Below are 23,490 nucleotides of genomic sequence, written 5' to 3'. Positions count from 1 at the left end.
GACCTTTCCGGTAGAATGTCGTCGCAGCCGGGTTAGCACGGTTCCGATGACGATTGTAAGGCGCTAACAGCGCGCCGCCGCCCGCGCGATGCGGGGCTCAGCCGAATTCTTCGGTGTCGGCGGCGACGGCGGCGCGAAAATCGGCAAGCAGCGTGGGGTCGGCCGAGTGCACGCGGTTCCACGTCGGAATGAACGGCGTCTCCTGCGGGTTCTCGATGAAGAGCTGCCCCGCGCGCACGATGTTCTCGCCGAACATCTCGATGCTGCGCTCCTCGGCATGGCGGTCGATGGCGAGCCCGTTCATCTTGGCATCTGCCCAATAGGCCTCGAGCAGGTCGAGCGCCGAGCGGTAGTAGGTGGCCTTCAGTGTGCGGAACACATGCGGCGTGAACACCGTGCCGTCGGCGGCGAGCTTGCGGTAGATCGCCTTGCAGATGTCGGTGGACATGCGCGACAGGCCCTGACTCGCGTCCTCGGGCGAGAGATCCTGGTGCTTGTGGTCGTAGACGTCGGCGATCTCGACCTGGCAGACCTGTCGCGGCCCGAGGTTGCGCCACGCCTCCGACAGCACCCCGATCTCGAGCCCCCAGTCCGAGGGGATGCGCAGGTCGGGCAAGAGACCCGTGCGCAGCGCCATCTCGCCCGAGAGCGGGTATCGGAAGGCGCGCAGGTAGTCGATGTAGTCACGGTCGCCGATGGTGCGCTTGAGCGCGATCAGCAGCGGCGAGACCAGCAGGCGGGTGACCCGTCCGTTCAGCTTGTTGTTGCCGACGCGGGGGTAGAAGCCCTTGGAAAGCTGGTAGGAAAACGTCGGGTTCGCCACCGGGTAGACCAGCCGGTCAAGCATCTCGCGCGTGTAGGTGACGATGTCGCAATCGTGGATCGCCATCACCGCGCTGTCGGCGCAGGAGATCAGGTAGCCCATGCAGCCCCAGACGTTCTTGCCCTTGCCCGGCTCCTGCGGGGCGAGCCCCAGCGCCTCGAGCCGGCCCATGATCTGCAGCATGCGCGGGCTGTCGTTCCAGATCACCGTGGTTTGCTGCGGCAGCACCGAGAAGAACGCGCGGGCGTGGCGATACTGTGCCTCGTCGGCTCGGTCGAGCCCGACGATGATCCGGTGCAGGTAGCTGACCTTGCTCAGCTCGCGCAGGATGTTGGGCAGCGCGTCACCCTCGAGCTCGGAATAGAGCGAGGGCAGGATCAGCGAGATCCTGCGGCTCTGGGAAAAGGTTTCGAGCTCGTAGACCAGCTCTTCGAGGGGGCGTGAGCGCAGGTTGTGGAACTGCGCGATATTGCCGTTCTGCTGGAAGTCGGCCATTCAGTCTGCTCTCCCGTTGCGATCGAGCCGCGCCAGAAGCGCCAGAACCGAGGCGTTCCACCCCTGGGGACCGGGCGCCTCGCTGCGGAGGATCCTGCCTGTGATTTCCCCGGCAAGCGGCGGGATGCCCTTGCCGTGGTCGTTGCGGATGACGACGCCGTAATCGGCGGTCTCGATCATCTCGACGTCGTTGGGCGCATCGCCGAGCGCGATGGCTGTGTCGCGGTCGAGATCGGCCATGATCCCCGCCATCTGCTGTGCCTTGGTGCCCCCGAAGGAGAGCGTTAGGAACCGTCCGCCGCTGCGCGCGGTGATGCCTTCACGCCCGAGCGCCGCGAGAAAGGCCTCGAGCCCGGCGGCGTCGCCACTCCAGAGACCGGGTTCGGTGAAGCTGCGTTGCCGGGCGAGACCGGCCGCAGCCAAGGGAAGTCCGGTAAGCTCGGCCACCTCGGCATGGCTCATGTCGCCGAAACCACGGTAGTGGACCATCAGGTCCTCCGGCAGCGTCCCGAGCGCCGCGCGCAGCCGGGCATAGTCGCTGCGGTCGGCGTCCGGGGCGCCGGGGCGCAGGCTGCGGGCGCCGTTCTCGACGATGATGGGCCAGTCGCCGAGGCCGAGCTCGGTGTGCAGCTGCGTGATCTCGGCTTCGGTCTTGGAACTGGCGAGGATCAGCGGGATCTCGCGCTCGGCCAGCGCCGCCAGCGCCGGGGCCGCGGCGGCATGGCTGTAGCTCGCATGGTCGAGGAGCGTTCCATCCAGATCGGTGAATACGATGAGCCGCACCTGCCACTGCCCCCTTTGACGTTTTGATCCGAGCCTAGACCGAATGCGGCGCCGGTGGGAACAGCCGTTCCGACATTCCCGGACGTTCAGTGGGTAAGCGCCCGGGAATTCGCCATTTTTCGGGGCGTTCGCATGTCAGGCGTTGCGCTGGCGGCGGGGGCCTCGGGGGAAAGCCGGCGCATCTGCGGACGGCGCGGCACGACGGGTGCCTGCACGGTGCTGTCGCCGCGCTCGGGCCGGAGGCAGAGCGCCAGTCCGGCCACAAACGCAAGGCCGAAGAGCCCGGAGGGCACCGAAGCGAGCCCTGTGGCGAGCGCGTGAGAGAGTGGCCGGGGCAGGCCGAAGACTGCGAAAGGCACGATGACGGGCTGTCCGGCACTCGGCCGCGTGGGAAAACCCGCGAAACAGGCAAGAGCGGCAAGGGCGCCATTAGGTGCCAGCTGCCTGCGGCACGTGCTGGTAGGCCTTCGCGATCGAGTCGCGCATTGCCTCGTCCTTGCGCCTTTTGAGCAGGGTTAACCAGAAGGTAAGGCGACAATGCGGCGGCGGGCCGGCAGCGTCGCGATCACGCGCGTGCCGGCCTCGGTATTCCGGGCCTCAGGGGCCGGGACCGGGATCTCAGGCGACGTTTTCCAGCGTCGTCTCGGGCGCGATGCCGAGCGCGAGGCACACGTCGCGGGTCAGTTCCGGACGGTTCAGCGTGTAGAAGTGCAGCTTGTCGACGTCGTTCTCGAGCAGCTCGGTGCAAAGCTCGGTGCAGATCGCGGTGGCCAGCAGGTCCTGGCGACCGTCACGCTCGGCGGCCTCGAAAGCCTCGATCACCCATGCCGGAACCTTGGTGCCGCAGGCCTCGGCAAAGCGGCGTGCGCCCTTCCAGTTCTCGATCGGCAGGATCCCCGGCACGATCTGCTTCTCGATGCCGGCCTTGGCGCAGGCGTCGCGGAAGCGGAAGAAGGTCTCGGCCTCGAAGAAGAACTGGGTCAGCGCCTCGGAGGCACCGGCGTCGAGCTTGCGCTTCAGCCACTCCACGTCGGCGGCGGCATTGGCGGCCTCGGGGTGCACGTCGGGGTAGGCGCCGACGCGGATGTTGAAATCGCCGGTCTTGCGCAGCGCCTCGATCAGCTCGACCGAGCTGCCGAAGCCCTCGGGGTGCGGGGTGAAGCCCGAGGCACCCTTGGGCGGATCGCCCCGCAGCGCCACGATGTCCTTCACGCCGGCGTCGCGGAACTGCTCGGCGATGGCGAGGGTCTCGGCCCTGGTGGCGTCGACGCAGGTCAGGTGCGCCGCGACCCGCAGGCCCGAGTGCTTGTGCAGGGTGGCAACGACCTCGCGGGTGAGCTCGCGGGTGGTGCCGCCGGCACCGTAGGTGACGGAGACGAAGTTCGGTTTCAGCGGGGCCAGCGCCTGGACGGTGTCCCAGAGACGGAACGTCGCCTCTATGTTGCGCGGCGGGAAGAATTCGAACGAGATTTCGGGGCGTTTCATGCCGGGATCCTCATTTTTGCTGGGATCCTTGTTGCACAAAGGGCATTGTGAGACAAACTCATAAATCTCAAGAACAACATGAGCGAAACACTGGGATGCATATCGAATTCCGTCACTTGCGCACCATCAGGGCGATCCACGAGGCGGGCGGCCTGGCCCGTGCGGCGGACCAGCTGAACATCACGCAGTCGGCTTTGTCCCATCAGATCAAGGGGCTGGAGGATCAGGCCGGCATCGAGCTTTTCGTGCGCCGCTCCAAGCCCATGCGGCTGTCGGCGGCGGGGCTGCGGCTTCTGCGGCTGGCCGAGCAGGTGCTGCCTCAGGTCGAGGCGGCGCAGGCCGAGTTCGCGGGGCTGCGGGCGGGGCGCTCGGGACGGCTGCACATCGCCATCGAGTGCCACGCCTGTTTCGAATGGCTGTTCCCGGTGCTCGAGGCCTTTCGCAAGCACTGGCCCGACGTCGACGTGGACATCCGCCCGGGGCTCGCCTTCGACGCGCTGCCGGCGCTCGAGAAGGAGGACGTGGACGTGGTGATCTCCTCCGACCCCGAGGACCTCCCCAACATCGTCTTCACGCCGCTCTTCGACTACAGTCCTGTCTTCGTCGCCGCCTCGGCGCATCCGCTGGCCGCCAAGCCCTATGTCGATGCGCAGGATTTCCGTGGAGAGACGCTCATCACCTATCCGGTGGACCGGGCGCGGCTCGACGTGTTCTCGCAACTCCTGAGCCCCGCCAAGGTCGAGCCCTCCGCGATTCGACAGGTCGAACTGACCGCGGTGATCCTGCTGCTGGTCGCGTCGAACCGCGGCGTGGCGGTGCTGCCCGACTGGGTGGTGCGCGAGGTGAAATACAACTCCGACTACGTCACCCGGCCGCTGACCAAGAAGGGTCTGCGCCGCACGCTCTATGCTGCGACCCGTTCGGGCGATCTGCAGAAACCCTACATGACCGATCTGATCCGCCTCGCCGGACAGGAGGCGACCCGCCTGCAAACGCAGTGAGCTGGCGCAGGGCACATGCCAAGGCGGATAGGTCCCGGCCTGCAGGCCGGGACGAGGAAATATGATTTCAGGTCAAAGTGTTTTCAGGTCGGACGCCATCATGCGGCCGTCACGACCTTCTTTCAGCTCGTAGCTAACCTTCTGGTTGTCCGCGAGCCCGGTGAGGCCAGAGCGTTCCACCGCGGAGATATGGACGAAGACGTCCTTGCCGCCCTCTTCGGGCGCGATGAAGCCGTAGCCTTTCGTGGTATTGAACCATTTCACGGTGCCGCTCGGCATGTTCCCGTGCTCCTTCCAAGTCTTTCATAAGTTTACCCCGGCCAGGCCGGGCGCCCCGTCACATTCGCCTTTCAGGAAGGGGGTGCGTTCACCGCCCTCCGGGATTGATCGTCGAAGGTCACAGCCAAAAGCGTTACACAGGCGATGTAAAAATCAAGAGAAACACCTCGCGCCCGCAGCAATCGGCGATAAATTGTGCGCACGAGGCAAAAGAAGAGGGCGAGATGAAACTCTACGGGCTCAAGAATTGCGACACGTGCCGCAAGGCATTGAAGGCATTGCCACAGGCAGAGCTGGTCGACGTGCGCGCCGATGGTGTGCCGGGCGATGTGCTGGCCGCGGCGCATGAGCGGTTTGGCGAAAAGCTCCTGAACACGCGCTCCACCACCTGGCGGGGGCTGTCGGAGGCAGAGCGCGCGGCGCCGCCGCTGGAATTGCTGGCGGCGCATCCCGCCCTGATGAAGCGTCCGCTCATCGTCGATGGCGATGCGATGCATCTGGGCTGGGACAAGTCGGTGCAGGCGGCGCTCGGCGTCGCCGCCTGACGGGCGCGGGTCAGAGAGCGGGGGACTGTCGCGGCGTCGCGAGCCGTGACAGGCCGCGGTCGAGCGCCAACCAGCCTCCGCCCTTCAGCACCAGCGTGACCATCAGGAACATCCAGAGCAGCCGCTGATCTAGGATCATGGCGTCGGGCATGCGGTCGAAGAGCGCGCCCACGGTCTCGTCATGGGCGATGGCACCGTGACCATAGAGGTCGGTGAGGCTCTGTACCGTGACGAAGCCGATCATTCCCAGCGCCGCCAGTCGGGTGGCAAGCCCCAGGACCACCAGCAGCGGCAGCAGGAATTCTGCCCAGGTGCCGGCGACCGTCACCGCCCAGTGCAGGATGCCGAGCTGCGAGATGTCGTAGCCCGCAGCCTCGAGCTGGCGGGGGAAGATCTGTGCATAGGCGCCGTCCGAGGGGATGATCAGCCCGAAGAGCCCGTCGCCGAGCTTGGTGCGGGCGGAACTCCAGAAATAGACCAGCAGTGTTGCTGCAAAGGTGAGCCGGGCGAGCAGGGGCAGCAGCCCCGTGGTGCGGATCTCGAGCCAGTCGGCGGTATCCTGGTAAAGCATGAAAAACCGGGTCATGAGATCAATCCCGTGATGGCGCCCTGACCGAGCAGCAGCGCGAGGGTGGGTGCGGGGTCGAAGCCCGCGCCGCATTGGGTGACGGCGGCACCGAGCGGCATGCCCGCCTTCAGCGCGAGGGCGAAGGCATGGCCGCGCTCGGGTAGGGCCGAGACCACCGGATCGAACTCGGGCCGGGTGACCACGATGTCCTGCGCGCCGGAGCTCGGTCGCTCGGGCGTCTCGCCAAGCGCGTAGCTGCGGATCTCGGCCAGCGGCCAGCGCGAGGCGATGAGCTGCACCGCGGGCGCAAGCGTGACGCGGGCCCGTTCCAGCGCCTCCTCGTCGAGGGCAAGCAGCTCGGCGGGCTCGATGGGGGCGGCGTCGGCGGCATGGTAGGCGCGGCGCATGGCCAGATCGCTGCGCGCCACGTCGGGCAGCCACGGCATGGTGTCGAGCTCGTCGAGCCCTTCGAGAAAGGCCGGGAACTGCCCGCCCCATGTCATCAGCAGCGGCGAGCCCGGCGGGTGCTGGCGCAGGAAACGCGCCGCGACGCGGGCGAAGTTGGCGGCGCCGAGCAGGGCCGCAACGGCGGGAAAACCGGTCTCGAGCGCCTCGGAGAGCGAGACGGCCACGTTGTTGCGGTAGACCGAGAAACGCCGCCCGGCGGGGCGTCCGGCCCCGTCGACAAGCGTCTCCGGGACCGGTTGCCCTGCGTCAGTGAGCGCGTGGCGGAAGGCGGACTGGCTGATCATGCCGCGGCCCTCGGTTGCAGGAGCGCGTCGGAGGCGCGTCGCGCTTCGGCGGCGAGCACCGGCCAGTCCGGCACGTCGGTGTCCCATTCCACCAGCACCGGGCGCGGCCCCGAACCGGCCAGCGTGTGGTCGAGCAGGTCCCAGACCGGGTCCGCCGCCTCGCGCCCGTGGCTGTCGATGAGCAGGGGGTGGCCGTGGTCGCCCTCGTCCTCGTCATGGCCGCCGATGTGGATCTCGCCCACCTCTTCGAGCGCGAAGGCGTCGATGTAGCCCTGCGGTGTGAAATCGAGGTTGGTGGCCGAGACGAAGACGTTGTTCACGTCGAGCAGCAGACCGCAGCCGGTGCGCCGGGCGATCTCGCGCAGGAAGTCGGGCTCGGACCATGTGCTATCGGCAAAGGCGAGATAGCTCGACGGGTTCTCGAGCAGCATCCGCCGACCGAGCGTCTCCTGCACTTCGTCGATGTGGTCGCAGACGCGGGCCAGCGTCGCGTCGGTGTAGGGCAGCGGCAGCAGGTCGTTGAGAAAGGCGCTGTCATGGGTCGACCACGCCAGATGCTCGGAGAAGCTCGCCGGGTTCAGCCAGCGCAGCAGGTGGCGGAGCCGGGCGAGGTGCTCGGGGTCGAGCCGTCCCTCGCCGCCGATCGACAGCCCCACGCCATGCACCGAGATCGGGAACCGCTCGGCCAGCGCGCGCAGCTGCGCCAGTGGCCGGCCGCCGTCGCCCATGTAGTTCTCGGCGTGGATCTCGAGCCAGCCGACCGGCGCCGGGTTCTCGAGGATGTCGTTGAAATGCTTCGGCTTGTAGCCGACGCCCGCAGCGGCGGGCAGCGTGTCGAAGGTCATGTCCCGTCCCTCCCTCATGGGATGTGCCGGGGCGGGCAGGGTGCCGCCCCGGTCGGCGTCGTCCGGTCAGGAGGCCGGCAGGTCGCGGTCCAGCGCCTCGAGCGAGCCCATGCGGGCCGAGCCGTCGGCCATGGCGGGCAGCTCCATCTCCATGCAGGTGCCGGCGTCGACCAGCTTCCAGGCGTTGCCCTGGTAGTCGACCTTGGCAGTGCCCGCGCAGGTGGTGCCGGGGCCGGCGGCGCAGTCGTTCTGGCCGGCCAGCGCCACGCCGAAGCACTTCTCCTTGGCCTGCGCCTGCACGGTCTGGGCGCTGAGCGTGACGGCGGTTGCAACGGCGCCCAGCAGCGCCACGGTTTTCAGTTTGTTCGACATCTTCATCTTCCCTGTTGAAGGTCCCGTTGGATGGTGTCGGCGGGTTCAACCCGGCGACACCCGAATGGTGCGCCCGGTCCGCAGCCCGCGCCATTCACGGGGAAGTGCGTCACGCGTGTGTCATCCCCTGTCGCTGCCCGGGTATCGGATGCGCGGCATCAGGACGCTGAAAAGATGAGGTATTCCAAAACCGCGAAAGCGCAGTCGTAACGTCATCACGGGGCCGGAGGGGCCTTTGTTACAACGCAACGGGCCCCCGCGCATCGCGTGGGGGCCCGTCGTGAGGAATGTTACAACCGCCGCGCACGCTGGCGGGAGCGGGATGTGATCAGCCGCGCAGATCCGGCGGCGTGGCCTCGGTGCCGAGCTCGGCCGCGATCTCGTCAAGGCTGCGGACCTGGGTCTGCTTCTCGCCCAGACGGCGAACCGTCACGGTGCGCTCCTCGACCTCGCGATGGCCCACGGCAAGGATCACCGGCACCTTGCCGAGCGAGTGCTCGCGCACCTTGTAGTTGATCTTCTCGTTGCGCACGTCGGCCTCGGCGCGGACGCCGGCGGCGCGCAGCGCGGCCACGGCCTCGTGCACGTAGTCATCCGCTTCCGAGGTGATCGAGGCCACAACGACCTGCCGGGGTGCCAGCCAGAAAGGCAGCTTGCCCGAGTGTTCCTCGATCAGGATGCCGATGAAGCGCTCGAACGAGCCCAGCACGGCGCGGTGCAGCATGATCGGCCGGTGCTTCTCGCCGTCCTGCCCGACATAGTTGGCGTCGAGACGCTCGGGCAGGTTGGGGTCGAGCTGCAGCGTGCCGCACTGCCAGTCGCGGCCGATGGCGTCGGTCAGCACGAACTCGAGCTTGGGCGCGTAGAAGGCGCCTTCGCCCGGGAAGATCTCGAACTCGCGGCCGGCGGCCTTGCAGGCGTTGGCCAGCGCCTCCTCCATGCTGTCCCAGCTCTCTTCCGAGCCCACGCGCTTCTCGGGCCGGGTCGAGAGTTTCACCCGCCAGCTGTCGAAACCAAGGTCGGCATAGATCTTGGCGAGGAAGTCGATGAACTTCTTCGACTCCTCCTCGATCTGGTCGAAGGTGCAGAAGATGTGCGCATCGTCCTGGGTGAAGCCGCGGACCCGCATGATGCCGTGCAGCGCGCCCGAGGGCTCGTAGCGGTTGCACGAACCGAACTCGGCCATGCGCAGCGGCAGGTCGCGGTAGGACTTGAGCCCGTGGTTGAAGATCTGCACGTGGCACGGGCAGTTCATCGGCTTCAGCGCGTTGATGGTCTTCTCGCGCGCGCCTTCCTCGTCCACTTCCACGATGAACATGTTCTCGCGGTAGTTTTCCCAGTGGCCGGACTCTTCCCAGAGCTTGCGGTTCACCACCTGCGGGGTATTCACCTCGACGTAGCCGTCCTTGCGCTGCATCCGCCGCATGTAGTCCTGCAGCGAGGTGTAGACGGTCCAGCCGTTCGGGTGCCAGAAGATCTGGCCCGGCGCCTCGGGCTGGAGGTGGAAGAGATCCATCTCGCGGCCGAGCTTGCGGTGGTCGCGCTTGGCGGCTTCCTCGAGGAAGTTGAGGTACTTCTTCAGGTCGTCGCGGTTGCGGAAGGCCACGCCCTGGATGCGCTGGAGCATCGGGCGGTTGACGTCGCCGAACCAGTAGGCGCCCGACACGCCCATCAGCTTGAAGGCATCCGCCGGCAGCTGGCCGGTGCTCTGCAGGTGCGGGCCGCGGCAGAGATCCTGCCACTCGCCGTGCCAGTACATGCGGATGTCCGCGCCCTCGGGGATGCGGTCCACGAGCTCGACCTTGTAGCCTTCGCCGCGCTCTTCGTAGAAGGCGCGGGCGCGGGCGCGGTCCCAGATCTCGGTGCGCACGGCGTCGCGGGCGTTGATGATCTCCTTCATCTTCGCCTCGATGGCGCCCAGGTCCTCGGGGGTGAAGGGCTCGGCGCGGTCGAAATCGTAGAACCAGCCGTTCTCGGTGACCGGGCCGATGGTGACCTTGGTGTCGGGCCAGATCTCCTGCACGGCGCGCGCCATGACGTGCGCGAGGTCGTGCCGGATCAGCTCGAGCGCCGGTGCGTCGTCCTGAAGGGTGTTGATGGCGATCTCGGCGCTCTCGTCGATCGGCCACTGCAGGTCCCAGTGCTGGCCGTTGACCTGCGCCGAGATGGCTTTCTTCGAGAGGGATTTCGAGATCGACGCCGCGACTTCGGCCGGAGTCACGCCACTGTCGAAGTCGCGCACATTGCCATCGGGGAAGGTAAGAGAGATTTGGGCCATTGGTCTGGCTCTCCTCGTCGGTTTGGCGCCCACGGAACGCCCGGTTGCGGGTTATGTCGATGCCGCCTTGTGGCGCCGCAGGGCGGGGGTGTCAAGAACGGTGGTGGTGGTCTGGTGCTTTGCGACCGAGGGCTGTGGCCGTGGCGCGCCGGCAGGGCCGGGGCCTTGCACGCGGCGCGGCAGGGCCTATCTTTTGGGGAAAGCGAAAGGCAGGTCAGATGCTCGTGAAAGCCGTCAGCGTAGCGCTCGTGGTGCTTGGTATCATTCTCGCCGCCGTGGCGTCTCCCACGCGTGGCAACGCCGCTGAGGGCTCGTTCCCGCGGCTGCCGCTCGGATTCGGCCGCCCGGTGCCGCTGACCGCGGGCGAGAAGCAGCAGCTGGTGTTTCTGTCGCCCGGCCTCGATGTCGACAAGCTGCCGCCCGAATACAGCGCCCGGCTGCGCGACATCATCCACCACGACCGCAGCGACCACGAGAAGCGCAGCATGATCCGCTCGCTTCTCAACCGCTGAGCGCTCAGTTCCGCGACACCGCCTCCCAGCGCGCTTCCAGCGCCTCGATGGCGGCGATCCGCTCCGAGGTCTTCGGGTGCGACAGCAGCCACGCGGGAACCGCGCCGCCACGGCTGCGGGTGAGGCGCTCGAGCTTTTCGAAGAGCGTCTTCTGCGGCCCCACGCCGATTCCCGCCTTGTGCAGGAGCGCTGCCGCATAGGCGTCGGCCTCGTACTCGTCCCCGCGCGACAGCCGTGCTGCCAGAAGCCGCATGAGCGTCGTGGCGATCCACGGACCGAAGCCCGGAATGAAGCGGCTCAGCACCATGGCGAGCGCGGTGCGCAGGGCGTTCTGGCCGGAGAAGTCGATCATCCGCCGCCGCGAATGACCAAGCGCCACGTGCCCGAGTTCGTGGGCGATGACGCTCGCAAGTTCCTCGGCGCTGACCTCGCCTGCACGGTAACGGTCGTGGAAGCCACGCGTGATGAAGATCCGCCCGTCCGGCGCCGCGAGCCCGTTGACCGGCTCGATCTCGTAGATGTTCACACGGATCCGCGGCAGGTCGAGCGCCGCCGCCATGCGGTCGGTGAGCTGCTTCAGTCTTGGATCGGCAAGCTCGGTCGAGCGCGCATCGAGCTCGCGCGCGGTGCGCCAGGCCGAGAATCGGTACATCGCGATGGCATAGAGCAGGGCGAGCAGGATCGGGGTGAAGCGCAGCATGGGCTCAATATGGTGGCCGGCGACGGCGCTGCCAAGCGGGAGACTGCAGCTTGTGGCAAGGGCGGAGGGGGCGCTGCCCCCGCGCTTCGCGCCCCCCGGAGTTTAGCTGGCAAGATGAAGTCGAGGCGCGGCGCCTTGCTTCATCTTGCCGGATAAACTCCCGCCGGAGGCTGGCCGGGCATCGCGGCCCGGCGCAGCGGTTCTTTTTGGGGCTCACGCCTCGGCGTCTTCCTCTTCGTCGCCCTGGTCGGCGATCCAGGCGACCGAGACCACGGTCTCGCCGGCGCGGGTGTTGAAGACCCGCACGCCGCCGGCGCCGCGCGACCGGAAGGAGATCCCGTCCACCGGCACCCGGATCGACTGGCCGGTGGAGGTGGCCAGCATGATCTGGTCGCCCTTCTCGACCGGGAAGGAGGCCACGATCTCGCCGCCGCGCATCGATTTCTCCCACGCGGTGACGCCCATGCCGCCACGGCCGCGGATCGGGTAGTCGTGGCTCGACGACAGCTTGCCGAGGCCCTTGGCGGTGATCGTCAGGATCAGGTTCTCCGCCGCCGTCATCTCGGCGTAGCGTTCCTGCGAGAGCCGGCTGTCGGCGTTGCCCTCTTCCTCGTCCGAGGTCTCGGCATCGTCGGCGAGCCCGGCCATGGCGCGGCGCATCTTGAGATAGGAGGCGCGCTCGTCCGATTCCGCCTCGAAGTGGCGGATCACGGACATCGACACGACCTCGTCGCCGTTCAGCAGCCGCACGCCGCGCACGCCGGTGGAGTTGCGCGAGTTGAACACCCGCACGTCCGGCACCGGGAAGCGGATGGCGCGGCCCGAGTCGGTGACGAGCATGATGTCGTCATCCTCGGAGCAGATGCGGGCGTTGATCAGCCGGGTGTTCTCGTCCTCGCCCTCGAACTTCATCGCGATCTTGCCGTTGCGCATGACGTTGGTGAAATCCGACAGCCGGTTGCGGCGCACCGAGCCCTTGGAGGTTGCGAAGACGATCTGCAGGTCGTCCCATTCGTCCTCGTCGCGGTCCACCGGCATGATCGCCGCCACCGAGACGCCCTGCGGGATCGGCAGGATGTTGACGATGGCCTTGCCCTTCGAGGTCCGGCCGCCCTGCGGCAGGCGCCAGCACTTGAGCTTGTAGGCCATGCCCTCGGTGGTGAAGAACAGCAGCTGCGTGTGGGTGTTGGCCACGAACAGCTGGGTGACCACGTCGTCTTCCTTGAGCGAGCCGCCGGACACGCCCTTGCCGCCGCGCTTCTGGGCGCGGAATTCGGCCAGCGGGGTGCGCTTGATGTAGCCGCCCGCGGTCACGGTCACGACCATGTCCTCGCGTTCGATCAGGTCCTCGTCGTCCATGTCGCCGGCCCAGTCGGCGATCTCGGTGCGGCGGGGCACGGCGAACTGCTCCTTCACGGCGATCATCTCGTTGGTGATGATCTCCATGATGCGCTCGCGCGAGCCGAGGATCTCGAGGTATTCCTTGATCTTCTTCGCCAGCTCTTCCAGCTCGTCGGTGACTTCCTTGACGCCAAGCTGGGTGAGGCGCTGCAGGCGCAGTTCGAGGATCGCGCGAGCCTGCGTCTCGGAGAGGTTGTAGGTCCCGTCCTCGTTCATCTTGTGGGTCGGATCGTCGATCAGCTGGATGTAGGGCGCGATTTCATGCGCCGGCCAGCGCCGGGTCATCAGCTTGTCGCGCGCTTCGGCGGCGTCTGCAGAGGCACGGATCGTGGCCACCACCTCGTCCACGTTCGCGACCGCGACGGCCAGACCGCAGAGGATGTGGCTGCGTTCGCGGGCCTTGCGCAGCAGGTAGGCGGTGCGGCGCGCCACAACGTCCTCGCGGAAATCGAGGAAGGCGGTGAGGAAGGCGCGGAGCGTCAGCTGCTCGGGGCGGCCGCCGTTCAGCGCCAGCATGTTGCAGCCGAAGCTGACCTGCATCGGCGTGAAGCGGAAGAGCTGGTTCAGCACCACCTCGGCGGTGGCGTCGCGTTTGAGCTCGACCACCACGCGGACGCCCGAGCGGTCGGATTCGTCCTGCACGTGGGCGATGCCCTCGATCTTCTTATCACGCACGCATTCTGCGATGCGCTCGATCATCGTCGCCTTGTTCACCTGGTAGGGGATCTCGTCGATGACGATCGCGTAGCGGTCGCGCTTGATTTCCTCGATGCGGGTCTTGGCGCGGATGATGACCGAGCCGCGGCCCTCGAGATAGGCCTTGCGCGCTCCGGAGCGTCCGAGGATCACGCCGCCCGTCGGGAAGTCCGGGGCGGGGATGTACTCGATCAGCTGCTCCGAGCTCAGGTCGGGCTGTTCGATCAGCGCCAGCGTCGCGTCGATCACCTCGCCGAGGTTGTGCGGCGGGATCCGCGTCGCCATGCCGACCGCGATGCCTTCGGCGCCGTTGACCAGCACGTTGGGGTAGCGGGCGGGCAGCACCACGGGCTCGTTGCGTTCGTTGGCGTAGTTCGGGACGAAATCGACGGTGTCCTTGTCGATGTCCTCGAGCAGGGCCTCGGCGGTGCGTTCGAGCCGCGATTCCGTGTAACGGTAGGCGGCGGGCGGGTCACCGTCCATCGAGCCGAAGTTGCCCTGACCGTCGATCAGCGGCAGCGACATCGAGAAGTCCTGCGCCATCCGCACCAGCGCGTCGTAGACCGCCGAGTCGCCGTGCGGGTGGTAACGACCCATCACGTCGCCGACGGCGGTGGCGCATTTGCGGTAGGACTTGGACTTGGTTTGACCGTTTTCCCAGAGCGTGTAGAGGATGCGTCGGTGCACCGGCTTCAGGCCGTCGCGCAGATCGGGGATCGCGCGGCTCACGATCACGCTCATGGCGTAATCGAGATAGCTCGACTTCATCTCGTCGATGATGGAAATGCCGGGGCCGCTGTAGCGCGGGCGCTCGGGGCCGCTCATTTCGTCATCGTTTTCAGGGGGTTCCGGCGTGTCGGTCACGATGCTCGCCCGTCCATTCTTATGCTATATCTTGTTGAAAAGGCTTATATCAGAGACAGGATGTGGGGCGCAATGCCAGCGGTCGGACAAATCTGGCAGCCACTTCTGTTGCCTGATAACAGATTGTTTTCGTTGAAAAATAACGACTCGCCCCGCAGGCTTATAACCACGTAGAAACGACGAGGTAAAGCGATGCAGGAAACACCGACAGAGCTCATGCTCAAGGGTTACGGTCTGACCACCGCCGAGATCTTCTACCGGATGCCCGACTACCGGAACGTTCTCAACACTTTCGTGTGGCAGGACTACGACCTTGCCCCGGATCACCCGCGGCTCTTCAAGTTCATCGAATTCTGGCAGGACAGGATCGAGGGGCCGTTGCACTCGATCCGCTTCACCCACCGCAAGATGATCTCGGCCGGCGAATGGCGGCAGGTCGTGGGAGAGTTCCGCTACCACTGATCCACGCCCCCTGACGGGGAGATAAATCGGGGGCGAGGGAACCGGGCGGGTCGTCCGGGGGTTCCCTTGCCGATGCCGGGATTTCACAAACTCCTTCTCGCCGCGGCGGCGCTGCTGTTCGCGGTCACGTTCCATGCGCCAGCCATGGCGCAGGAGACCGAGTCCGACTACTGGTTCGAGACCGACAACCTCAATCCCGGCCTGCCGCCCGCGCCCGACGGCATCGATCGCGAGACGCCGCGCTCGAGCCTCGAGAGCTTCCTCAACACCGCGCGCGAAGACAACTGGGACGCGGCGATCCACATCCTCGACCTCTCGGATCTGCCGCTCGCGGACCAGCGCGCCAATGCCGAGGATCTGGCGCGGGATTTCCTAAACCTCCTCGAGCGCAAGATCGTCATCGACTGGTATGGCGTGCCCGACCGGCCGGACGGGCTGGATTCGCGCCTGAGCTCTGACCGCGCGATGGCGGGCAAGCCGCAAAAATCCATCCTGCTTTGGTTCGTCGAGGTGGGCGGACGGCCTGTGCCGATCCGGATCAACCGGATCAAGGCGCTGGGGGAAGAGCCGGTCTGGGTGATCTCGAAGCAGACGGTGGACCACCTGCCGGCGCTCGGCGCCACCTACGGCCCCTCGAAGCTCGAACAGATGATGCCTGAGCCGCTGCGCGAGCCCGCCTTCTGGGGCCTGCGCTGGTGGGAGGTGGTGGGCTTCCCGCTCGGCATCCTGATCACCGCCTTCTCGGGGTGGCTGACCTACAAGCTGATGTCGAAGGGCTACAACCGCAACCGCCGCATTGCACCGGAATCTCTCTTGGTGGCGACGCGCGGCCCGATCGTCCTGCTGGTGATGACGGTGGTGCTCAGCCTCATCAGCAACAACCTCTTCATCTTCTCTGGCCGCATCGAGACGGTGATCTCGCCGCTGACGGTCATGGGGATCGTGGTCGCGGTGCTTTGGCTGGTGGTCAACGCCGCCGACGCCATCCTGTCGCGGCTTGTGACCTTCGATGGGGCTGAACTGTCCGCCATCGGCGAGGGGCAGGAGCAGCGGCGCTCGGTCGCCACCAAGGTTTCGGCCGTGCGCCGCTTCATGCTGGTCGTCATCGCCGTGGTGGGCGTTGGCGTGGTGCTGAACGAGGCGAGCGTGATGCAGTCGCTCGGCATTTCGCTGCTGGCCTCGGCGGGGACGCTGACGCTGCTGGTGGCCTTCGCCGGGCGGAACATCCTCTCCAACATCATGGCGTCGCTGCAGATTTCGCTGAACCAGTCGGCCCGGATCGGCGACCGCATCACCTACAAGGGCCATGTCTGCTCGGTCGAGCGCATCCATTTCACCTTCGTGCAGCTGCGGGTCTGGACCGGGCGGCGGCTGATCGTGCCGGTGTCGGATTTTGTCGACGAACCCTTCGAGAACTGGACCATGCAGGATCATCTGACCACCTTCGAGGTGGTGCTGCGCCTGAGCCACCGCGCCGACATCACGCCGCTGCGCAAGAAGTACCACGAGCTGCTGGACGAGAAGGGCGTGCCCGACAACGACGACCGCAGCTGCCTTGTCACCGATCACGACATGTTCGGGCAGACGGTGCTGTTCCTGGTGCCGAGCGAGGATCCCAACACCGGCTGGACCTTCTCCTGCGAGATGCGCGAGGCGCTGCTGCGCGAGGCGCGCAAGCTCGACAGCGAGGCCGAGCCACTGTTCCCCGACAGCCGTCCCATCGAGGAGGCGCCGGATGCCTCCGGGACGATGCAGCGCGGCTGACCGCCGCCGGCGCGGGATGGGGCCTCGGAACGGGAAGGGGGCCGGAGCCCCCCGCCACGGATCAGGGGATGATGCGGGTGTACTTGGTGCCTTCGAGCGTGGCGCCGACGCGCAGCCCGGACTGGCCGAAAATCACCGCGATCACCGGCGCCATCGAGGTGGTCGTTTCGGCCGCCAGCGTCTCGCCCTGTTCGGGGGTCGCGTATTCGATGTTGGCGCCCGCGGCCCAGCCCGGCGAGCGGCGGAAGTTCAGCAGCGCTTCCTGCGTCATGAAGAACAGCACGTGTGCGTACTGGTGCGCACCGATCTGCAGGCCGCCCGAGCCCTTGACCATCGAGTAGTAGTCAACCGTGCTGCCGCCCACGCGCAGCGCGCCGCGGCCGTAGGCGCCGCCAAGGCCGAGCCCGGCCTCGGTCACCAGCGGCATCACCAGAAGGCCCGAGGCCTTCTGCGCGAGGTCGACCGTGCCGGGAAACTGCGTGTACATCTGGCTCAGCGTGCTGTCGACGCGGGCGTCGATCGTGTTGCTGCCGGTGCTTCCAATGCCGTTGCCGCACCCTGCGAGAACGCCCATCGCCCCCAGTCCGAGGGTGAGCGTGCGTCGTGTAATGTCCATGGATCTGCTCTCTGTCCTGTCTGAGTATGTGCCTGACGCTGCCACTATTGCCCGGCTGTGCCGCCGGTTTATGTCGTACTTTATAGCGGCGGAAGCCGTTCCTGTCACGCCGAAGGCGCGCAGACGCGCGGCATTCCGCCATTCCGGCTTCACCTTTTGTCAGCCGTTGAGCAGCTTTGCCGCCGCCGGGGCGAAATAGGTCAGCACTCCGTCGCAGCCTGCGCGCTTGAAGGCGGTGAGGCTCTCGATCATCACCCGGTCATGGTCGAGCCAGCCGCGCTCGGCCGCGCCCGCCAGCATCGCGTACTCGCCCGACACCTGGTAGGCGAAGGTGGGCGCCCCGAAGCTGTCCTTGGCGCGGCGGCAGATGTCGAGATAGGGCATGCCAGGCTTGACCATGATCATGTCGGCGCCCTCGCTCAGGTCGCGCTCGATCAGCCGCATCGCCTCGTCCGAGTTGCCGGGCTGCATCTGGTAGGTGGACTTGTCGCCCTTGAGCGCGCCGCTCGCGCCCACCGCGTCGCGGAACGGGCCGTAGAAGGCCGAGGCGTACTTGGCGGCGTAGCTCAGCAGCAGCGTGTTGCGGAAGCCCTCGCGCTCGAGCTCGGCGCGGATGGCGCCGATGCGCCCGTCCATCATGTCCGAGGGGCCGATGATGTCGACGCCTGCGCGGGCCTGGCTGAGCGCCTGCTTGACCAGCGCCTCGACGGTCTCGTCGTTGACGATCTCGCCGTCCAGGACGAAGCCGTCATGCCCGGTCGAGCTGTAGGGGTCGAGCGCCACGTCGCTCATGATCGCCATGTCGGGGACCGCGTCCTTGATGGCGCGGGCCGCCCGGTTCGAGAGGTTCTCGGGGTTCCACGCCTCGGCGCAATCCTCGCTGCGCTTCGAGGGGTCGGTATAGGGAAAGAGACAGATCGCCGGGATGCCGAGGGCGTAGGCTTCCTGAGCGGCCTCGACCACCTTGTCGACCGACAGCCGGTTGACGCCCGGCAGCGAGGCGATGGGCTCGGACACGCCCTCGCCATCGCGCACGAAGACCGGCCAGATGAAGTCGGCGGGGGTCAGGACGGACTGGTTCACCAATGCGCGTATCGCGGGGGATTTCCGAAGCCTGCGGAGCCGTGTTGCCGGAAAGGCGGCTAGCGTGGGTTTCATCGGTGCCTCTCTTGTAAACAGGCCACTTGGGTGGCATGGATAGGCGGCTGTCACAAGGCCCGCGCGACAATGGGCCGCTGAATAGGACTACGGGCCCCTCTTGGACTGGTATCAGATCGTTCTCGAAACCATCGACATGCGGTCGTTTTCGAACCTCTGGTTCTGGATCGCGCTGGCGGTCACATGGTCCTCGGCCAGCCACTGGGTCATCGGCGTTCCCTTCGACATGGTGGGCCGCGCCCGGCGCCACGGCGGGCAGGCGGCGCGGGATCTCGAGGACGTGGTCCGTATCAACGTGAACCGTCTGCTCTACATCGCCGAGGAGACCGGCCTCTGGGCCGTCGCCATCGGCTCTGCGCTGCTTTCGGCGCTCGCCGTCTCGGGCTTCGTCTACCGCATCGAGCTGTCGCAGGCGCTCTTCCTGCTGGCCTTCCCGATGTCGCTGGTGGGGCTGCTCAGCGTCGCCACCGCCGCCCGCATCCGGGGCGAGGCGCTCTACGGCCCGGACCTGTGGAAGAAGCTGTCGTCGCACCGCTTCTGGATCCAGGTCATCGGGATGCTCTCGATCTTCGTCACCGCGCTCTGGGGAATGTTCCAGAACATGTCCTACACCGCGCTGGGGGGCTGATCCCCGCGCCCGAACTGGGCGGTTGACGGCAGCCCCCTCGCAGGCCACATCCCATGACCATGTCTCAGTCCCGCATCATCATGGGCGGCGCGCCCGAAGGTTTCGACGCGCGCCTCGTGCTCGCCGAGGCCGCCAAGGCCGGCGGCCCGGTCATCCACATTGCCCGCGACGACAAGCGCATGGCCGCCATGGCCGAGGCGCTGGCCTTCTTCGCGCCCGACATGCTGGTGGTGCGCTTCCCGGCCTGGGACTGCCTGCCCTATGACCGGGTGTCGCCCAACCCCGATATCTCGGCGGCGCGCATGGCGACGCTGGCGGGGCTGGTGCACGGCATGCCCTCGGGCTTCGTGCTGCTGACCACGCTCTCGGCGGCGACGCAGTACATCCCCGCGCGCGAGATCCTGCGCGAGGCGGCGTTCTCGGCGCGCGTCGGCAGCCGGGTGGACGAGGCGGCGCTGCGTGGCTTCCTCGTGCGCATGGGCTTCTCGCAGGCGCCGACGGTGACCGAGCCCGGAGACTACGCCATCCGGGGCGGCATCATCGACATCTACCCGCCGGGGGACGGCGGGCCGGTGCGGCTCGACCTCTTCGGCGACGTGCTCGACGGCGCGCGCCGGTTCGACCCGGTGTCGCAGCGCACCACCGAGAAGCTCGATCTGGTCGAGCTGGCCCCTGTCTCCGAGGTCATCCTCGACGAGGCCTCGATCCTGCGCTTCCGGCAGAACTACCGCGTCGAGTTCGGCGCCGGCGGTGCCGACGATCCGCTCTACGAGGCGGTGAGTGCGGGCCGCAAGCAGCAGGGCATGGAGCACTGGCTGCCGTTCTTCCACGACCGGCTCGAGACGCTCTTCGACTACCTGCCGGGCGCGCCGGTGATGATGGACGACCAGCTCACGCCCGCCCGTCTGGCGCGCTGGGAAAGCATCGAGGACCAGTACGACACCCGCCGCCACGCGATGACCCAGAAGGGCCGGATGGACTCGGTCTACAAGCCGGTGCCGCCGGAGCAGCTCTATCTCGACGACACCGCCTGGGACATGGCGGTCGAGGGTCGCCGCGTGGTGCAGTTCCATCCGTTGCAGCAGGCCAGCGGGCCCGGCGTGGTGGACGCAGGCGGCCGCATCGGGCGCAACTTCGCGCCCGAGCGCCAGCAGGAAAGCGTCAGCCTTTTCGGCGCCTTGGCCGATCATGTTAAGAAGAAACTGCAAGATGGCCCGGTGCTCATCGCCTCGTGGTCCGAGGGCGCGCGCGAGCGGCTGACCGGGCTCATCGAGGACGAGGGGCTGGCCGAGGCGATCCCGGTCAACACCGGCACGCGCATCGGCAAGCGCGGGCTGCATCTGGCTGTCTGGGCGCTGGAGAGCGGCTTCGAGGCGCCTTGGGGCGACCCGAAGGACAGGCAGCGCATCACGGTGATCTCCGAGCAGGATGTGCTCGGTGACCGGCTGATCCGCGCGCCCAAGAAGCGTCGCAAGGCCGAGAACTTCCTGACCGAGACGCAATCGCTGTCGCCGGGTGATCTGGTGGTCCACGTCGATCACGGCATCGGCCGCTACCAGGGCATGGAGGTGATCACCGCCGCGGGTGCCGCGCACGAGTGCCTTTTGCTGGAATATGCCGAGGGCGCAAGGCTTTACCTGCCGGTCGAGAACATCGAACTACTCTCGCGCTACGGCCACGAGGAAGGTCTGCTCGACCGTCTCGGCGGCGGCGCGTGGCAGGCCAAGAAGGCCCGGCTCAAGGAGCGTATCCGCGAGATGGCGGACAAGCTCATCCGTGTCGCGGCCGAGCGGGCGCTGCGCAAGGCGCCGATCATCGACCCGCCGCCGGGCGCGTGGGAGAGCTTCTGCGCGCGCTTCCCGTACTCCGAGACCGACGACCAGCTCTCGGCGATCGAGGACGTGCTGGGCGACATGACCAGCGGCAACCCGATGGACCGGCTGATCTGCGGCGACGTGGGCTTTGGCAAGACCGAGGTCGCCATGCGCGCGGCCTTTGTCGCGGCCATGTCCGGGGTGCAGGTTGCGGTGATCGCGCCGACCACGCTGCTCGCCCGCCAGCACTACAAGAGCTTCGCCGAGCGTTTCCGTGGCTTCCCCCTCAACGTGGCGCCGCTGTCGCGCTTCGTCTCCGCGTCCGAGGCGGCCAGGACCCGCGACGGCATCACCAAGGGCACCGTGGACATCGCGGTGGGCACCCACGCGCTGCTTGCCAAGGGCATCCGCTTCCAGAACCTCGGGCTGCTGATCATCGACGAAGAGCAGCACTTCGGCGTGAACCACAAGGAGCGGCTGAAGCAGCTGCGCAGCGACATCCACGTGCTGACGCTCACCGCGACGCCGATCCCGCGGACGCTGCAGCTCTCGCTTTCGGGTGTGCGGGACCTGTCGATCATCGGCACGCCGCCAGTCGACCGCCTGTCGATCCGCACCTATGTCTCCGAGTTCGACCCGGTGACGATCCGCGAGGCGCTGCTGCGCGAGCATTACCGCGGCGGCCAGAGCTTCTACGTGGTGCCGCGCATTTCGGATCTTCCCGAAATCGAGGAATTCCTGCGCGAGCAGGTGCCCGAGGTCAGCTACGTGGTGGCCCATGGCCAGATGGCGGCGGGCGAGCTCGACGAGAAGATGAACGCCTTCTACGACGGCAAGTACGACGTGCTGCTGGCCACGACCATCGTGGAGAGCGGGCTCGACATTCCGACCGCGAACACCATGGTGGTGCACCGCGCCGACATGTTTGGCCTGTCGCAGCTCTACCAGATCCGCGGCCGCGTCGGCCGGTCCAAGACCCGGGCCTATGCCTACATGACCACCAAACCGCGCGCCAAGCTCACCGACACCGCCGAGAAGCGCCTGCGGGTGCTGGGCTCGCTCGACACGCTGGGGGCGGGCTTCACGCTGGCCTCGCAGGACCTCGACATCCGCGGCGCCGGCAACCTTCTGGGCGAGGAACAATCGGGCCAGATGCGCGACGTGGGGTACGAGCTTTACCAGCAGATGCTCGAGGAGGCGATCGCCAAGATCAAGTCGGGCGAGATGGAGGGCCTGCTCGAGCAGGACGGCCAGTGGGCGCCGCAGATCAACCTCGGCGTGCCGGTGCTGATCCCCGAGGATTACGTGCCGGATCTCGACGTCCGGCTCGGGCTTTACCGCCGCCTCAGTGCGCTGTCGACCAAGGTCGAGCTCGAGGGCTTCGCCGCCGAGCTCATCGACCGCTTCGGAAAACTGCCCAAGGAGGTCAATACCCTGCTGCTCATCGTCCGGATCAAGGACATGTGCAAGCGGGCCGGGATCGCCAAGCTCGACGGCGGGCCCAAGGGCGCCACGATCCAGTTCCACAACGACAAGTTCGCGAAGCCCGAGGGGCTGGTCTCGTTCATTCAGGACCCGCACAATCACGCCAGGATCAAGGACAACAAGATCGTGGTGCGCCGGGACTGGGCCCGCGACAGCGACAAGATCAAGGGCGCCTATGCCATCGCCCGCGATCTGGCCGAGAAGGCCGGGGCGATCCGTCTCAGGAAGGACGCCTGACATCCGAGAGGGCGCTTGCATGCGGATCGCCTCGCTCAACCTTCAGAACCTGCGGCTGCTGCGCCACGGCGGCCGCGCGCATCTTCACGGCGCGCGCGACCGCGACGAGCCCGCCTTGCCCGAGCATGACGAGCCAGACCGCCGCCTGACCGCCGGCCTGCTGGCGGCCACCGGCGCCGACGTGCTGGCGCTGCAGGAGGTGTTCGACGCCGAGAGCCTCGACTTCTTCCACGACCACTACCTCGCGCCGGTGGCCGGGCCCTATCGCAACCGGCTCTGCTTGCCGGGCAACGACGGGCGCGGGCTCGACGTGGCGGTGATGGCGCGCCGCGACTGGGACGACGCGACCAGCCACGCGGCGCTCCTGCCGGGCGATCTGGGCTTCGCGCCGCCCGCCGGTATCGCCCATGACCTGCCGATCTTCCGGCGCGACTGTCTCGAGCTGTGCTTTGGCAGGCTCACGGTCTTCGTCGTGCATTTCAAGGCGCCGCCGCCGGATCCGGCGCTGTCGTGGAAGGTGCGGCGGCTCGAGGCCGAGGCGGTGCGCCGCCTGCTGCCCTCTGAGCCCGGGGCACTCTGGCTGGTGATCGGCGATCTCAACGAGCCGCGCGAGGAGGGCCCGCGCGCCGTGGCGCCGCTCGAGGCGGTCGGCGTGGATCTTGGCCTGCGCATGCCCGAGCGCGACCGCTGGACCTATTTCGAGCCGCACGTGGGCGAGCATCACCGCCCGGACGCGCTGATCGCGTCGCCGGCGCTGGCGCAGCGCTACCCCGACGTGGTGCCGCGGGTGCTGCATCGCGGGCTCGGGCACGAGGCCGGTCCGGGGCGAGGCGCGCGGCTGAGCGGTGTCGGAGAGCACCGGCCCCACGCAAGCGACCACGCGGCGCTGGTGGTGGAGTTCCTGGGGCTCTGAACGGGTCTACCCGA

Annotated in this window: 21 protein-coding genes; 8 read left to right on the top strand and 13 right to left on the bottom strand. The window is 67.4% G+C overall.

What is annotated here, in order from left to right:
- Positions 1–97: 97 nt before the first annotated feature.
- From BLQ77_RS14925 to metF, 3 genes are all read right to left on the bottom strand, one after another.
- Positions 98–1,318, bottom strand: a complete 1,221-nt coding sequence (locus BLQ77_RS14925; protein WP_089960615.1) for a glycosyltransferase family protein — start codon at positions 1,316–1,318, stop codon at positions 98–100.
- Positions 1,319–2,101: an HAD-IIB family hydrolase gene (locus BLQ77_RS14920; RefSeq protein WP_089960613.1), complete on the bottom strand. Its 783-nt coding sequence runs from the start codon at positions 2,099–2,101 to the stop codon at positions 1,319–1,321. It abuts the gene before it with no gap.
- 618 nt (positions 2,102–2,719) lie between these two features.
- Complete coding sequence (gene metF / locus BLQ77_RS14915) at positions 2,720–3,586, bottom strand: methylenetetrahydrofolate reductase [NAD(P)H] (RefSeq protein ID WP_008885793.1); 867 nt, start codon at positions 3,584–3,586, stop codon at positions 2,720–2,722.
- 95 nt (positions 3,587–3,681) lie between these two features.
- Between metF and BLQ77_RS14910 the strand changes: the two genes are divergently transcribed.
- Positions 3,682–4,587 (top strand): LysR family transcriptional regulator, encoded by a 906-nt coding sequence (locus tag BLQ77_RS14910; RefSeq protein ID WP_008886275.1) that lies wholly within the window; start codon positions 3,682–3,684, stop codon positions 4,585–4,587.
- Positions 4,588–4,659: 72 nt separating this feature from the next.
- On the opposite strand, the gene BLQ77_RS14905 is transcribed toward BLQ77_RS14910, so the two are convergent.
- Positions 4,660–4,866, bottom strand: coding sequence for a cold-shock protein (locus tag BLQ77_RS14905; protein WP_008885598.1), 207 nt, complete (start codon positions 4,864–4,866; stop codon positions 4,660–4,662).
- 224 nt (positions 4,867–5,090) lie between these two features.
- Between BLQ77_RS14905 and BLQ77_RS14900 the strand changes: the two genes are divergently transcribed.
- Positions 5,091–5,411 carry an arsenate reductase family protein gene (locus BLQ77_RS14900; protein WP_089960611.1) on the top strand — a complete coding sequence of 107 codons (321 nt, stop codon included), beginning with the start codon at positions 5,091–5,093 and terminating at the stop codon, positions 5,409–5,411.
- Between the two features lie 10 nt (positions 5,412–5,421).
- Here the strand turns inward: BLQ77_RS14900 and BLQ77_RS14895 are convergent, their stop codons facing one another.
- From BLQ77_RS14895 to thrS, 5 genes are all read right to left on the bottom strand, one after another.
- Positions 5,422–5,997 (bottom strand): DoxX family membrane protein, encoded by a 576-nt coding sequence (locus tag BLQ77_RS14895; protein WP_089960608.1) that lies wholly within the window; start codon positions 5,995–5,997, stop codon positions 5,422–5,424.
- Entirely contained in the window at positions 5,994–6,731 is a 738-nt protein-coding gene (locus BLQ77_RS14890) for an HvfC/BufC N-terminal domain-containing protein (protein ID WP_089960607.1), read from the bottom strand. The genes BLQ77_RS14895 and BLQ77_RS14890 overlap by 4 nt, the downstream gene beginning before the upstream one ends.
- Entirely contained in the window at positions 6,728–7,576 is an 849-nt protein-coding gene (gene bufB, locus BLQ77_RS14885) for an MNIO family bufferin maturase (RefSeq protein WP_089960604.1), read from the bottom strand. The genes BLQ77_RS14890 and bufB overlap by 4 nt, the downstream gene beginning before the upstream one ends.
- Positions 7,577–7,642: 66 nt before the next feature.
- Complete coding sequence (locus tag BLQ77_RS14880; RefSeq protein ID WP_089960847.1) at positions 7,643–7,948, bottom strand: BufA1 family periplasmic bufferin-type metallophore; 306 nt, start codon at positions 7,946–7,948, stop codon at positions 7,643–7,645.
- A gap of 328 nt (positions 7,949–8,276) precedes the next feature.
- A complete protein-coding gene (gene thrS, locus BLQ77_RS14875; RefSeq protein WP_089960599.1) occupies positions 8,277–10,226 on the bottom strand; it encodes a threonine--tRNA ligase in 1,950 nt (649 codons plus the stop codon).
- A 218-nt stretch (positions 10,227–10,444) separates the two neighbouring features.
- On the opposite strand from thrS, the gene BLQ77_RS14870 reads away from it, so the two are divergent.
- A complete protein-coding gene (locus BLQ77_RS14870; protein WP_008884993.1) occupies positions 10,445–10,738 on the top strand; it encodes a hypothetical protein in 294 nt (97 codons plus the stop codon).
- A 4-nt stretch (positions 10,739–10,742) separates the two neighbouring features.
- Here the strand turns inward: BLQ77_RS14870 and BLQ77_RS14865 are convergent, their stop codons facing one another.
- Positions 10,743–11,438 (bottom strand): M48 family metalloprotease, encoded by a 696-nt coding sequence (locus BLQ77_RS14865; protein WP_089960596.1) that lies wholly within the window; start codon positions 11,436–11,438, stop codon positions 10,743–10,745.
- Positions 11,439–11,651: 213 nt separating this feature from the next.
- Positions 11,652–14,360 (bottom strand): DNA gyrase subunit A, encoded by a 2,709-nt coding sequence (gene gyrA / locus BLQ77_RS14860; RefSeq protein ID WP_242661733.1) that lies wholly within the window; start codon positions 14,358–14,360, stop codon positions 11,652–11,654.
- A gap of 231 nt (positions 14,361–14,591) precedes the next feature.
- Here gyrA and BLQ77_RS14855 point away from each other — a divergent pair, with 231 nt between their 5' ends.
- Together BLQ77_RS14855 and BLQ77_RS14850 are read left to right on the top strand one after the other, a co-directional pair.
- On the top strand, positions 14,592–14,861 hold the full coding sequence (locus tag BLQ77_RS14855; RefSeq protein ID WP_089960590.1) for an usg protein: 270 nt from the start codon (positions 14,592–14,594) through the stop codon (positions 14,859–14,861).
- A 72-nt stretch (positions 14,862–14,933) separates the two neighbouring features.
- On the top strand, positions 14,934–16,625 hold the full coding sequence (locus tag BLQ77_RS14850) for a mechanosensitive ion channel family protein (protein ID WP_089960589.1): 1,692 nt from the start codon (positions 14,934–14,936) through the stop codon (positions 16,623–16,625).
- Between the two features lie 61 nt (positions 16,626–16,686).
- Here BLQ77_RS14850 and BLQ77_RS14845 read toward each other — a convergent pair whose 3' ends face one another.
- Positions 16,687–17,241: a lipid-binding SYLF domain-containing protein gene (locus BLQ77_RS14845; protein ID WP_089960586.1), complete on the bottom strand. Its 555-nt coding sequence runs from the start codon at positions 17,239–17,241 to the stop codon at positions 16,687–16,689.
- A gap of 159 nt (positions 17,242–17,400) precedes the next feature.
- A complete protein-coding gene (gene hemB / locus BLQ77_RS14840) occupies positions 17,401–18,399 on the bottom strand; it encodes a porphobilinogen synthase (RefSeq protein WP_089960584.1) in 999 nt (332 codons plus the stop codon).
- A 100-nt stretch (positions 18,400–18,499) separates the two neighbouring features.
- Between hemB and BLQ77_RS14835 the strand changes: the two genes are divergently transcribed.
- Genes BLQ77_RS14835 through BLQ77_RS14825 form a run of 3 tightly spaced genes read left to right on the top strand, consistent with a single transcriptional unit; the run spans position 18,500 to position 23,476 of the window.
- Positions 18,500–19,027, top strand: coding sequence for a component of SufBCD complex (locus BLQ77_RS14835; RefSeq protein WP_089960582.1), 528 nt, complete (start codon positions 18,500–18,502; stop codon positions 19,025–19,027).
- A gap of 59 nt (positions 19,028–19,086) precedes the next feature.
- A complete protein-coding gene (mfd, locus tag BLQ77_RS14830) occupies positions 19,087–22,563 on the top strand; it encodes a transcription-repair coupling factor (RefSeq protein ID WP_089960845.1) in 3,477 nt (1,158 codons plus the stop codon).
- A gap of 19 nt (positions 22,564–22,582) precedes the next feature.
- The gene (locus tag BLQ77_RS14825) at positions 22,583–23,476 is read left to right on the top strand and encodes an endonuclease/exonuclease/phosphatase family protein (RefSeq protein WP_089960580.1); all 894 of its coding nucleotides are present in this window, start codon (positions 22,583–22,585) and stop codon (positions 23,474–23,476) included.
- Positions 23,477–23,490: the final 14 nt, after the last annotated feature.

The sequence above is a fragment of the Salipiger thiooxidans genome (assembly GCF_900102075.1).
Lineage (GTDB): Bacteria > Pseudomonadota > Alphaproteobacteria > Rhodobacterales > Rhodobacteraceae > Salipiger > Salipiger thiooxidans.
The sequence above is the reverse complement of the archived record's forward strand: the minus strand, read 5'-3'. Positions and strand labels throughout refer to the sequence as shown.